We start from the raw sequence: 13,461 nt of genomic DNA, 5'->3' as shown, positions 1-13,461 counted from the left end.
AACTCAAGCTGCGCCTTAATTTTCAAAATAAATTTACACTCTCTCCATGATGCTATATATTTCGCCTTTTTTCTTGAAACAGATTAATGAATTTATTGCACCCAACACCTTCACACAGCTCCAAAAGAACCATTATATGGTTAGTCAGCGTATTCTTTCTTTTGTTTCAATTTTTCTTGCAATTATCATCAGGGATTATTATTGGCGCTATAATGCATGAGAAACAACTCACAGCATTCACTGCCGGTCTATTAAGTAGTGCTTTTTATTATGTTTATACCACAATGCAAATTCCCGTAGGTCTTCTTTTTGATCGATACAATACGCGAACTCTATTATCCTTAAACGCCTTACTGTGTGCCTTGGGTTGTTTGCTATTTTCTACTGGATACAACTTATTCGTGCTATTTCTTGGGCGTCTCATTATCGGTGGCGGCTCTGCTTTTGCGTTTGTAGGTATGACACGTGTGCTGCGCCAACATTATCCCCTAAGGCTATATGCGTTTATGATCGGGCTTACAGAAACTCTAGGATTTACTGTTACGGTATTGTGCATGATTGGAATGGGCTCCCAGATAAGTCGCATTAGCTGGCATTACTTTCTTGCAGGAAGCGGTATCATAGGTCTTTTAATTGCTTTTTTATGTTTGAATTTTATTCCAAGTAATAAACCTGTAATTACGGATCATCATCAGTATAAAAAACATTTGCTACTTATGCTAAAAAATAAATTAGTATGGATTAATGGATTATTTGTTGGTCTAGAGTTTTCGGTTATTACTGTTTTTGCTGCAATGTGGGCAGTTCCTTTCCTTCAGTTAAAATTAAACTGTTCTCTAGAAACTGCCAGTATACTTACATCCATGACTTTATTAGGAGCGGGTTTAAGTTGTCCTATTTACGGCTGGCTCTCAATTCATTTGTCTAAACGCAAACCACTTATTCATATTTCATGCTTATCAACTGCCATTTTATTTATTCTTGTTCTTTTCATACCCACACACGCTATTTTCCTCACTGGGGTACTTTTGTTTGCAATTGGGCTATGTTGCGGCGCGTATATGCTTGCATTTACCATCGCGAATGAACTAGCGCCACCTGAGTCGCTCTCTGCATGCACTGGGTTTACCAATACCTTAGCAATGGCTTCAGCCCCTCTTCTACAACCACTGGTAGGCTATTTACTGGATTACTCTAAAGGCGATACAAACCTCCATACCCTATATGATTATCAACTTACTCTATTAATTATTCCAGCTGCATTAATTATTGCCAGTGCACTGTCCCAATTTCTTCCTGAAAAAGAGAAGTAAGCTGCAAATAATTACTTTTCTCTTTTTCCCCTATTAATAAAACCTTAATAATCTATCTATAAAATAACAAATATTGCCCAGTATGTAGTTATTTTATATGGCGACTTCCAAAACAGATATCAGAAAACCTATCGGCCCTGCCCAAAAAGAAATAAGTTACTTCGTCGTATTTGGCGATAGCCTTTCTGACGGAAAAAACATGGGGGAAAAATTTTCTTTTCTAGGATCCTTTATAAATGGGCTCTGGGACAAAGAGCTAGGATTGGATAAGTCCCCCAAAGAACGCTTTACCAATGGTTATACCTGGGCAGACGTGCTGCGAGCGACCCTCATTAGCAAATTCATTAATGAGGATAAAATAAAGAAAGATACTGAACATCATTTTGGAAAATATAATCTTGACTCTGCGGATATCAGTGATGATATTCTTTATCAATCACCCTATCAGCGAAAGAGATACACTTCGAATGAAGTTGAGGCTGAATCAAATGAAGTGCAACGTAAAAAACATGCACAGGATAGAGATGAAGGCCATCTATTCGCGGCAAAACGAGAAAGCACTCCAGAAAACGAAAAAGAGCCAAGATATACACTTGATAATGCTGACTTAACTGATGCCGCAATCGCAGGTCGATACAGAAAAAATGTCCCGGATCCTCGCAAAGAAAAGAGGCTCACCAAAGCTCCACTGCAAGAATCCTCTGATGATATATCAGACAAATTGATATCAGATCCCCGTTATAGGCAATACGTTCAAGAATATTACTCTCTTGATAATGGCCGGACTGCGCAATTTAACGGTCGAAATTTCTTTGTAAATTATAGCCAGGGTGGTGCAACATCTTATGATTACAGCTGGAGTGTTGATTTTCTTTCCTTTTATTCCCTGCTTACATCGATAAAGCTTTTTTTCACCCGTTTGCTTGTATCCAACTTATCGAAGCAGGTAGCGCAATTCTTAGAAGATAATGAGAAACAGGAAGTTACTAAAGAACAAAAGGAAAAGACACTTATTACTATATTTTCCGGGGCAAATGATTTAATTACAGCAAATTCGGACCTAACAAAGGAAGCTGCTGATCGTGCGGTACAGAGTAACATTGATAATATTGAGAAATTAATTAAACAAGGTTATAAAAATTTTGTTTTATGTAATTTGCCCGATCTATCATTAACTCCACGTTTCCAGAATAAATCACCTGAGGAGTGTCAACACGCTCGAGAAATATCAAACTATTTCAATGCGCAATTAAGAACCAAATATCTGGAGCTGCAAACAAAACTAAATAAGAACCGTCCTGATTGCTCTATTGATCTTTTTAATATCAATCAAGTCTTTAGCACAGTTTATAATGATGTCCTTGATAAGGGCAAAGATTCAAAATACCATGAATATTTTGATAAAGACAAACTAAAAGAGCCCTACATAGATTCACCTGAATATAAAATAACCCCGGAGGGGACATCTCCAGGAGCGAAACATATGTTTTGGGATGATGTTCACCCAACTGCTACGATGCATGCCTTGTTAATGTCCGAATACTACAAAAGTCCGGAAGGTTTGGGTAAATATAAACTCTCGGCACCTCCAGAACAAAGTGCAGCCCAATTATGCAAACAATTTAAACAGAAATACCACGAAAAATTAGAACATGGCTGGTTTAGCTTTTTGAATTCAGATTCGAAACTTCCTATTGATTATAAAGATCCAGAAAAAGCTCTTATCACCATATTACGTTATGCTCTTGATGAAGAGAACGAAGATGCGGATTTCGTACGTGAAGCCATGAGCGATTTAGGTTGGTGGGTAAATGATGAGCCCAACATGTGCATCCCCGCGCTAACTGATGCTATGTGGATTGTAGATCCTAAACATGCGAAAAAACTGCAAGAACAATTAGACCCTCATCTAGCTAAACTTGATTCATCTGGAGTGATACTCAGCGCATTGAAGAATCCGGAATTGGAAGAACAGTCAGAGCCTCATCTGGCTAAATTTAATTCATCTGCAGTTGCTCCCAGCGCATTGAAGACTTCAAAAGATGATAAAAAGAATCATCCCCAAAAAATTCCTCCAGAACTGACTTTTGCTCCTGACGTAAAAGAACGATTGCAAAAGCTGCAAGATCGATGGGATAAAGAGAAAGAACAAAAGCTGGCTCAGGTAAACCAAGGGTCTTCAGTGCCCCAAACTGGATTCTAGAGAGCAGTTAAAGAACACCAATTAATATTTATCTACTATATTAATATGTAGAATTATCAAACTAAAACTGAGGTTTAGCTTCTCTTTAAAATTTGATGGGATCTACATGCAAGATGCTCGAATAGACAGTAAGAAAATAGAGAAAGTAATATTTGCCGAGCGCATAATGCTGCTTAATAAAAACTTATTATTAAGCATCCCTGCAAATTTTTTATGCTCATTAATAGTCTTTATTGGACTATATACAGTTATCAATCCAAAAACTCTTTTTGTATGGTTTCTGGCTACTCTATCCATTTTTGCATTACATGTAAGTGTATATATTTTTAATTCTTATCGTCCCTTATCATCAGAATACTATTTAAAATGGTTAATAAGTTTTGGTGCTATTTATGGTGCACTATGGGGAGTAGCAGGATCAGTGCTAATTCCTTATAACAATCTGTTAGATCAAATGCTGGTCATCATTATCATTATCGGAGTAGCATCTGGTGGACTTCATATTCTTCAGCCCAATCTTTTTGCAAGTCTTTTATTTTTTACTTTATCCATTCTTCCTCTAAGCTTTTGGCTTTTTTATCAAAATACACTGACCTATTGGTTACTTGGAGCCGCATTACTGATTTATTTTTGTTTTGTATCAATTGTATCTTCGATAGGATATGGGCTGCTTAATAAAAATTTTAAATTGCGTTATGAGAATTTAGATCTAATTGACGAGTTAATTAGAATAAATGCTGCATTGGAAGAAAGTGAGTCACGATTTCGTTCTGCATTTAATTCAGCAGCAATTGGTATGGCTATAGTTTCTTTGGAGGGGCGATGGCTAAAAGTCAATGAATCTCTTTGTCAGATTGTTGGATACTCAGAAAAGGAATTATTGAATACTGATTTTCAATCCATTACCTATCCAGAAGATTTAAAGCTGGATTTAAATTATATACGGCAATTATTGGCGGGGGAAATACGATTCTATCATATGGAGAAACGCTATATTCATAAAAATGGCGACATCATATGGATTTTACTTAGTGTTTCATTAATCCGAGATCCAGAGAATAAACCACTCCAATTTATTGCACAAATTCAAAATATTGATACTCAAAAACGAGCAGAGCAAGAACTTAAATATATTGCTCATCATGATGTTTTAACTGGTTTGGGAAATAGAAAGCAGTTGGAAATATCATTTAATCATGCATTAGCCTATGCGATACGTTACCAAAAACAAATTGCCATTTTATTTATGGACTTGGATTATTTTAAAAGAGTAAATGACAATTTGGGGCATGATATAGGAGATCTCTTATTAATAGAGATAGGAAAAAGGTTAAAAACTATTTTACGGTCTACTGATATACTTGTCAGGCAAGGTGGCGATGAATTCATTATCGCGCTCACTGAATTATCTAATGTAAGTTCCGTTGAAACTATAGCAAAAAAAATTCTTGATGCTGTTGCTAAAACTATAACCATAAAACGACATGACATTTCAATTACAGGCAGTATTGGCATAAGCCTATACCCAGCTGATGGCTGTGACTTAAACAGCTTAATCAAACAAGCTGATGAAGCATTGTATGCAGTGAAATCGACAGGAAAAAATAACTATCGATTATCCAGTGCTGCATTATTGTAAATAGCAAAAAATATCCGTTGCTTTGATCTCACTTCTTATCTATTTACCATTGTAATTATGGATAATTTATATAAAAAAAACCGGGCATCAAGCAATAAATAAATTGACTGTTTCTATTTTACAAAACATCCCACCCTCAGGCAGTTAACTTCTCCTTATTAATACCGAGTTCGCTTGGTTGATTTTTTAAAAATGATTGTTGCGTAACAAAACAAAAACCTTCACGACCGTCTTTAGAAAACCCTGCGACTGTATGTGATGATGGATCATTAGCCTTCAGAGTATTGATCAATTTTAAACTCAGCTTGGGTAAACCTATGCTCAGCATGCACAGATCATTATCTAAAGGTTTTATTGAAACAAATTGGGACATTTTTACTTTATTGCCCAATGGATCAAGCCAACCTGCTACAGCAGCACTAGTTGCATCTTTTTCTTTAAGATTTGCAGAGTAAAATCCATTATCATCAGTCAACCGACAGAAGGTTGTACTAATCTCATGAGTGTCTTTTTGATCGTTGTTTAATACCAATTTGCCAAACCAGGTTTTATTCCCTGTAACAAACTGCTCCTTATCATCGATACGTAAATGTCCATTAAGCTGGCTTGTCTGGAGCACCTGAAGTTTTACTCCTGGACGTAAGATCAAGGAGTCATTCACGTTATTCGCTTGTTTTAACATATCTACTTTGAAATTAAATCCTTTTTTATCTGCTGTTTTAACACCAAAAATCCAGCTGTCATTGATGGGATTGTAACGAATAAAGGAATAACCAACATGCCAATCAAGTGGTGTTGATTGCTCAATTTTTTCTTTATCTTCGTTAAAAAATACCAGTTGATTTGTTTGTCCATCAATTAAAGCTGCTTTAGTATGGAACTCTGAACCCTGGCGATGCATTTCAAAAAAATAGCCGTATTTATCCCCACTTTCATTTTTTACCATACCAGAAAAAGTCCAACTACCTGTAGTTGAATCGATAGATTGTACAAGTTGCGGCACTGGTTCAATTTCAGTCGCAAATAATCCTGAACTAACGTGGAACATAATTAAAAATAAAAAACAGCGAATCCAAGCAAACATAATCAGCAATAACCTTTTAACTGTTGATGTAACCACAATGCGTCCCAAAATGCATCATCCAATACAGCCTCTACGGGTAAATAATGCATGTTATCCGAGCTGAATGCTCGGCATTTCACTGCATCTTTTTCCGTCATAATAATAAGTGATTTCGAAGAATTCAAATCATCTGGCTTAAACTGATAATGATCAGGATAAGAACAGGTATCGAATTCTATCCCTAATTGCAGCAAAGTGGAATAAAAACGTTGGGGATTACCTATCGCAGCAATCGCCTCCCATTTTTCATTTAATTTCTGAGGTTCAATTTCCTCATCTGTACTTAATTTTTTAATTGTTCCAGGCCTCAATACCATTGGATATGCATTAGACCTCTTTTGAAACGCTACTGCAGAGTGGGCTTGTTTCATCGATACTGAATCCGAATCCTCATGCCACTTACCTTCATTTACCACAATAAAATCAACCTGTTCTAGACGTGCAGCAGACTCTCTTAGTGGGCCTGCCGGCAAACAAAGGCCATTACCTAATCCTCGAGTTCCATCAATAACAGCAATTTCAATAGCTCGTCCCATACGGTAATGTTGTAATCCATCATCGCTTATAATGATTTGGCTTTGATGCTTTTCTAAAAGATAACGAACCGCCTCGGTTCGTTTCGGTGCAATCACTACAGGACATTTGGTTTTTTGTGCCAACAGTAAAGGCTCATCTCCAACTTTTAGAGCAGAATCATTTACATGTACTTCATAGGGAAAATGCTTCGTTGCTGCACCATAACCACGGCTAACAATACCAACTCGCAATCCTTTTTGTTGTATTCTTTTGGTCAACTCAATAACTAAAGGAGTTTTTCCCACTCCTCCAACCGTTATATTACCAACAACAATCAGAGGAACTGGGCAATTTATTTGACTAAAACGTTGCAAAAAATAGCGCCTGACTGAAACTACAGCAAAATATCCCCAAGACAAAGGGCGCAACACCCATTGAAGTGGATGATCTTTTCCATACCATAATTTATCCAGGAAAGCAGACATCAGGCTACCACATCCTCACGAATCATATCTATGTGCTGCATTCCTTGAAGTTGTGCATAATAGCCTTGTAAATCAAGTAGTTCCTGATGGGTACCTTGCTCTACTATACATCCGTGTTGCATCACTATAATTTTATCCGCATGCTTAATCGTCGATAAACGATGCGCAATAACAAGTGTAGTGCGATTTTTCATCACTTGATCCAAAGCGATTTGGATGTATCGCTCGGACTCACTATCCAAAGCAGATGTTGCTTCATCAAGAATTAAAATAGGTGCATCCTTTAAAATAGCACGCGCAATAGCTATTCTTTGTCGCTGACCACCCGAGAGTAATACTCCATTTTCACCAATACGCGTATCATAACCCTCTGGAAAACGGCTAATAAATTCGTCAGCAAAAGCCATTTTGGCAGCTTGAATAATTTGTTGCCGGCTCACATCCGAACGACCGTATGCTATATTATTGGCTAAAGTGTCATTAAATAATGTCACATTCTGACTCACTAAAGCCATTTGCTCACGCAAACTAGCCAAGCTTATTTGATTAATAGGTGTATTATCCAGAGTAATAACACCTTGAGTCACTTCGTAAAAGCGAGGCAATAAACTGGCAATCGTTGTTTTGCCACTTCCAGAATGACCTACCAATGCTACCGTTTTACCTGCTTCAACAGTGAAACTTACATCATGTAATATGCGCTCCCCTTGTCGGTAAGCATAAGAGACATGTTTAAACTCCAGAGCGCCCTGTGATCTTTGCGACAAAACGATCCCTTGTTCTTGCTCAATGGGTAGATCCAACATGGAGAAAACACTTTCAGCACCAGCTAGACCTTTTTGTATTACGGCATTCAAGGTCGTTAGGGTTTTCATCGGTTTAATTAACTGAATCATTGCAGCAATAATTGCTAAAAAAGAACCGGCAGAAATAATCACTACTGTAGACAATTGAATTGCTGCTGCAATGATTGCTGCAATACCTATCGCAATAACAATTTGCACTCCAGACACATTAATCGCCTTGCTTGTAGCAACTTTCATATCGTTTTGGCGTGAACGCTCTATGGCTTTACAGAATTTTCCAGATTCATAAGCAGCCCCTCCAAAAATACGCACTACTTTATAACCTTCAATTGCTTCGCTGGCAATTTCAGTAACCTCTCCCATAGTTTTTTGTACTTTATGACTTATTCGTCGTACGCGTTTATTTGTATAGTTCACAATTAAGCCAACAAAGGGAATAGTTAACAGAAACATGAGTGATAACTGCCAGCAAATGACCATCATCACAGTGAGAAAACCTATAATTAAACAAATATTTTGGACAATATCTGTTAAAGCATCTGCGCTAACCTGCGCTACTTGCTCCACGTCATACAATATTTTGGAAAGCATTTGTCCTGAAGTTGCTTCGTCATAAAAATCAGCAGGCAGACGAAGAATATGATTAAAAACTTTTTCCCTTAATACTTTAACTACTGAGCGGGCAACCCAAGTCATACAATAACTGCCCAATGAACTAACAAGTCCTCTCAAGGTAATTCCGATTAAAACGATATAAGGAATTTTCTTAATAAAATCCATATCGACATTAATAAAGCTTTTATCAAAAAAAGGACGCATCATGTATGTAAAACCAGCGTCAATCAAGGAATACAAAATGTTGGCAAATATACCTAATGCCAGTATGGGCCAAAATGGTTTCACATATGCAAGCAAACGTTTGTATAAAATGCTGGTTTTAACAGAAAGTTTCTTCTTCATGACTCAAGTAACACAATCGAAACATGGGCTATTGTAACTGTTATTACAGGGAAGTGCTAATATTGCTTAAAATTCAAAGTGGCCTGAGTACTGCATCGCGTCCCCTTGTTATAAGTAAGTTATTTCTATCCGAAAACCTGATTCTGCTGCGCCAGCTACAAAATTGAATGGGATTCATGTCATTCCAAAGTCATTTTGATGCGGGTATAAGCACAATGGAAACCTATTTTTTGTACGTTACAATCAGAAACACTCCCTGGCTCTGTAGTAACCGTTGCCCAAGACACCCCTTGCTGTTTTGCCCTATTCAATCGGACTTTTAGTAATTTTTTTTGTAATCCTTTCTCTCGAAAAGCAGGCAAAGTGCTCGTCACCCCTAAATCACAGAAATCGCCGTGAATGGCAATCGAAGCACCAGCTACAATTACATCGTTATCAAAAACAGCATAGGCACTAACTCCTTTAGATTGGGCATAACGAGAAAATTGATCCTCAGCTTCAGGAGCATCAAAACCTAAGGCAACCTTTTTGGCCCATTCATTCAGTTCATGCGGCTTTATTTCTTTAATGGTTAAGGGATCTGCAGCACCGTCATTAGGCTGATATGTGTTTAAATCCAATATTGAGACATTGTTTAATTCACTGATGCAATAACCACGCTGGCTTAAAAATATTGTAAGTTCATTTCCCACAAAAGGACATAATTCAATATCTACACGAGTATGGTTTAATGTTTTATAAAAATGTTCTATTTGCTCTATTTCAGACTGAAAATGCGCACGTTTTGTGGCAAATCCCCACCCTACTACTTGTGACAAATATGAATCAGTCCCTGAAAAACAAGCAGCGCCTCCATTAAGTTCCAATATTTTTCCTTGTGGATATTGCTTGGTTACTTCTATATGGGTTTGCTTGATACACGATTCCATTTGCCAAGCCAGATCTTTAGTAATGCATTTCATCTTAGATATCCTAAGCAAATCGTGGTAAAAATGAAGAAGAGATCATAACTGGATACCATTTACTGTTTCATTTTAATCCTTTTGACAATTCGTATATCAAACCCGGTCCTTGGTAAATCAAACCAGTATACACTTGGATTAATGAAGCACCAGCATCCAACTTAGCCTGCGCACTGTCACAATTGTCGATGCCTCCTACTCCGATCAAGCTAACATCATCACCAACATATTGTTTTAGCAAACGCAGACACTGGGTAGAAAGCTCCCATAGAGGTTTACCACTTAACCCTCCAGTTTCCTGAGCATGGGATAAATGACTCACTCCAGTCCGAGAACAGGTTGTATTCGTCGCAATAATTCCTTCAATACCATACTGCAAAATCACTTCCGTCATCTGTTTTAATGTTTCTAAATCTTCATCTGGAGATACTTTAACTACTAAAGGCACATGGCGTTGAAATTTATCTGACAATTTAATTTGTTCAGCCTGTATTTGCGACAATAAGTTGGCAAAATATTCTTTTTGCTGTAACTGGCGCAAATCGGGGGTATTCGGTGAAGAAATATTAATGGTCACATATGAGGCATACTCATATACTTTACCCAGACAATGAATGTAATCATCTGCAGCATGTTCCAACGAAGTATCTTTATTTTTGCCGATATTAATACCCAAGATTCCTTTGTAACGTGCCTTTTTTACATTCCCTACCAAGGCATCAACCCCGTGATTATTAAACCCCATACGATTAATAATCGCGTGAGCCGCTGGCAAACGAAATAATCGCGGCTTAGGATTACCGATTTGTGGTCTTGGCGTAACAGTACCTACTTCAATAAAGGAAAAACCCAGTTTGGCTAATGCGTCTAAATGCTCTCCATTTTTATCCAAACCTGCCGCCAAACCGACAACATGTGGAAATTGTAGTCCCAAAGCTTCAGTAGGTTTAGGCTTTACCTTTTTAAAACAAAACTTGGGTACATAATGCAAAGCAGACAAACTAAAAGTATGCGCACTTTCAGGATCCATACTAAAAAGTATGGGACGTAACATCGAATACATAAAAAACCTTGTGACCTGGGTGAAGCGAAGCGAAACCCCGGGTTTGGGTTAATTCAGAACACCTGGGTTTCGCTTCGCTTCACCCAGGCTGCATTAATTAAATATCACATTTCTGTGCCCAAACTCGCAACATAGCGCTTTCAGACTTATGCAAATGATAATCGACTTCTCTAATTTCTACGCCATAACCTTCTTTTTGCAGCTCCAACAATACAGGGCCTAAAAACTCAGAGGTTTTTCCTTCCGTATCATTTAAGGGAAAAATTCTTACTTCCTTCGCTACTCTTGCTAATTCACGAATTACATTTAAATGGAATTCGACAGTCTGATCTTCCAAATCTGCAAATAAGTAATTTGTACTTAATGCAAAATCAAAAGAGAAATCGGGATAAGGTAAATGATAATCTGCTGCACCATAATATCGTCCTTCAGCCTTGCCTTGCTCATAATCTGCAAAAAATTTTTTCATTCCATTTTGTCGATGCTCAAGCAGCTGCTCTAAACCTCCAAAGCGACTGAAATCAAATTGATCGTGTTGCTTATGAACTTCATCTGCCATTTGTGCAAAAATCATAATCGCCTTGGAGGATAAGGTATCTTTATCCAAAACAAACAAAGGATCACAACTTACTGCTTGATGCGCTTCTTGAAACTGTTGAGCGTTTACTGCACTGGGACCACATCCATATTCCAATATCTTTGAATTCATATCCTCTTGAGACAAATCAAACATCTCACGATACTCATCAACACTATGTCCCCAGAGTACTAATTTACGCATGAATGACTCTCCTAAATAGATAAAACTAAACGCTGAAACTTTGGCTGTAACTACCTTTGAAAGCTCAGTAGTTTTTCCATTGGCCTAAGATTAGGCGATTTTTTAAATCAGGTAAAGGAGCATTTAAAAAACACTCCTATTCTGCAAACTCAATAACAAAATAAATAATATCTAATAGCTTCCCACTTTAACTTAGATCATGCAGTGCAATCCCCTAAAAGCTCATTTCACCAAGGGTTATTTGAATTGGTTCATCAAATCATTTCTTTAACTTTTTCAATAGGAAAAAAGATCTGAGAAATTCTATTTGCATCTTCAACTTGATTGGGTATAGTCTAACACATTTATAAAAATCAACAGACTACACACTCTGCATTAACATAAACCAAGTTTTAGCAGTCATTTAAAACTTGCAACAGATTAGTAGTTACAACAACAGGAAGTCAGCTATGTACACAGGACCGAACTATCAACTCGGTGAAACTTACGACATGTTGCGCGACAGTGTCTACCAATTTGCTCGTGCTGAAATTGCTCCACTTGCTGCTCAAATTGACGAAAGTAATGCTTTTCCCAATCATTTATGGCGAAAACTAGGTGAAATGGGATTATTGGGAATTACTGCCAGTGAAGAATATGGTGGTGCCAATATGGGCTATCTTGCCCACGTCATCGCAATGGAAGAAATTTCGCGGGCGTCTGCCTCTATAGGCCTGAGTTACGGTGCTCACTCCAATTTATGCGTCAATCAAATCAATTTAAATGGTAATCATTCGCAAAAACAAAAATATCTGCCTAAACTCATTAGTGGAGAATATGTTGGCGCTCTCGCTATGAGTGAATCCAACTCAGGATCTGATGTAGTCAGTATGCAATTACATGCTCGTCCAGCAGGCGATAAGTATATTCTCAACGGCACCAAAATGTGGATCACCAACGGGCCTGATGCCGATGTTCTGGTCGTTTATGCCAAAACAGACAAACAGGCTGCGAGTAAAGGAATCACTGCTTTTCTGATTGAAAAAGGTATGCCCGGCTTTAAAACCGCTCAAAAACTCGACAAGCTAGGAATGCGCGGCTCAAATACCTGTGAATTGGTATTTGAACAATGTGAAGTCCCTGCTGAACAAGTTTTGGGTGAAGTGAATCAAGGTGTTAAAGTATTAATGAGTGGGCTTGATTATGAGCGTACTATTTTGGCCGCAGGTCCAGTAGGAATTATGCAGGCCTGTATGGATGTTGTTTTACCTTATGTACATGAACGTAAACAATTTGAACAACCCATAGGTGAATTTCAATTCATCCAAGGTAAATTAGCAGATATGTACACTGACCTGGGTGCCTCAAGGGCCTATTTATATGCCATCGCCCGAGCTTGTGATGAAGGTAAAGTCAGTCGCAAAGATGCTGCAAGCGTGATCTTATATACGGCTGAAAGAGCAACACAAATGGCATTGCAAGCAATTCAAATTCTTGGTGGTAATGGATATATTAATGAGTATCCTACAGGACGTTTACTGCGTGATGCAAAATTGTATGAAATAGGGGCTGGTACTTCTGAAATCAGAAGAATGCTTATTGGACGAGAACTTTTTAAAGAAACAGCATAA

The 13,461-nt window shown here is 37.7% G+C and carries 10 protein-coding genes; 4 read left to right on the top strand and 6 right to left on the bottom strand.

Annotated features, from left to right (window positions below):
• The first annotated feature begins 86 nt into the window (after positions 1–86).
• The 3 genes from DGG96_RS02690 to DGG96_RS02680 all read left to right on the top strand — a co-directional run bounded on the left by DGG96_RS02690 (position 87) and on the right by DGG96_RS02680 (position 5,155).
• On the top strand, positions 87–1,313 hold the full coding sequence (locus tag DGG96_RS02690) for an MFS transporter (RefSeq protein ID WP_110141480.1): 1,227 nt from the start codon (positions 87–89) through the stop codon (positions 1,311–1,313).
• A 97-nt stretch (positions 1,314–1,410) separates the two neighbouring features.
• Positions 1,411–3,516, top strand: a complete 2,106-nt coding sequence (locus DGG96_RS02685) for an SGNH/GDSL hydrolase family protein (RefSeq protein ID WP_110141479.1) — start codon at positions 1,411–1,413, stop codon at positions 3,514–3,516.
• Between the two features lie 106 nt (positions 3,517–3,622).
• Complete coding sequence (locus DGG96_RS02680) at positions 3,623–5,155, top strand: GGDEF domain-containing protein (RefSeq protein WP_110141478.1); 1,533 nt, start codon at positions 3,623–3,625, stop codon at positions 5,153–5,155.
• A gap of 136 nt (positions 5,156–5,291) precedes the next feature.
• Here DGG96_RS02680 and DGG96_RS02675 read toward each other — a convergent pair whose 3' ends face one another.
• From DGG96_RS02675 to DGG96_RS02650, 6 genes are all read right to left on the bottom strand, one after another.
• The gene (locus tag DGG96_RS02675; RefSeq protein WP_110141477.1) at positions 5,292–6,239 is read right to left on the bottom strand and encodes a hypothetical protein; all 948 of its coding nucleotides are present in this window, start codon (positions 6,237–6,239) and stop codon (positions 5,292–5,294) included.
• A 2-nt stretch (positions 6,240–6,241) separates the two neighbouring features.
• Positions 6,242–7,279, bottom strand: a complete 1,038-nt coding sequence (gene lpxK / locus DGG96_RS02670) for a tetraacyldisaccharide 4'-kinase (protein ID WP_110141476.1) — start codon at positions 7,277–7,279, stop codon at positions 6,242–6,244.
• A complete protein-coding gene (gene msbA / locus DGG96_RS02665) occupies positions 7,279–9,045 on the bottom strand; it encodes a lipid A export permease/ATP-binding protein MsbA (protein ID WP_110141475.1) in 1,767 nt (588 codons plus the stop codon). The genes lpxK and msbA overlap by 1 nt, the downstream gene beginning before the upstream one ends.
• A gap of 179 nt (positions 9,046–9,224) precedes the next feature.
• A complete protein-coding gene (locus DGG96_RS02660) occupies positions 9,225–10,007 on the bottom strand; it encodes a GNAT family N-acetyltransferase (protein WP_110141474.1) in 783 nt (260 codons plus the stop codon).
• Positions 10,008–10,074: 67 nt separating this feature from the next.
• Positions 10,075–11,070 (bottom strand): quinone-dependent dihydroorotate dehydrogenase, encoded by a 996-nt coding sequence (locus DGG96_RS02655; RefSeq protein WP_110141473.1) that lies wholly within the window; start codon positions 11,068–11,070, stop codon positions 10,075–10,077.
• Between the two features lie 97 nt (positions 11,071–11,167).
• On the bottom strand, positions 11,168–11,851 hold the full coding sequence (locus tag DGG96_RS02650; protein ID WP_110141472.1) for a hypothetical protein: 684 nt from the start codon (positions 11,849–11,851) through the stop codon (positions 11,168–11,170).
• A gap of 449 nt (positions 11,852–12,300) precedes the next feature.
• Between DGG96_RS02650 and DGG96_RS02645 the strand changes: the two genes are divergently transcribed.
• Entirely contained in the window at positions 12,301–13,461 is a 1,161-nt protein-coding gene (locus DGG96_RS02645; RefSeq protein WP_110141471.1) for an isovaleryl-CoA dehydrogenase, read from the top strand.

Source organism: Legionella qingyii (assembly GCF_003184185.1).
The sequence above is the reverse complement of the archived record's forward strand: the minus strand, read 5'-3'. Positions and strand labels throughout refer to the sequence as shown.

Coding starts and splice junctions, on each gene's coding strand:
- DGG96_RS02690 (WP_110141480.1), top strand. CDS start 87: ATGAATTTATTGCACCCAACACCTTCACACAGCTCCAAAAGAACCATT.
- DGG96_RS02685 (WP_110141479.1), top strand. CDS start 1,411: ATGGCGACTTCCAAAACAGATATCAGAAAACCTATCGGCCCTGCCCAA.
- DGG96_RS02680 (WP_110141478.1), top strand. CDS start 3,623: ATGCAAGATGCTCGAATAGACAGTAAGAAAATAGAGAAAGTAATATTT.
- DGG96_RS02675 (WP_110141477.1), bottom strand. CDS start 6,239: ATGTTTGCTTGGATTCGCTGTTTTTTATTTTTAATTATGTTCCACGTT.
- lpxK (WP_110141476.1), bottom strand. CDS start 7,279: ATGTCTGCTTTCCTGGATAAATTATGGTATGGAAAAGATCATCCACTT.
- msbA (WP_110141475.1), bottom strand. CDS start 9,045: ATGAAGAAGAAACTTTCTGTTAAAACCAGCATTTTATACAAACGTTTG.
- DGG96_RS02660 (WP_110141474.1), bottom strand. CDS start 10,007: ATGAAATGCATTACTAAAGATCTGGCTTGGCAAATGGAATCGTGTATC.
- DGG96_RS02655 (WP_110141473.1), bottom strand. CDS start 11,070: ATGTATTCGATGTTACGTCCCATACTTTTTAGTATGGATCCTGAAAGT.
- DGG96_RS02650 (WP_110141472.1), bottom strand. CDS start 11,851: ATGCGTAAATTAGTACTCTGGGGACATAGTGTTGATGAGTATCGTGAG.
- DGG96_RS02645 (WP_110141471.1), top strand. CDS start 12,301: ATGTACACAGGACCGAACTATCAACTCGGTGAAACTTACGACATGTTG.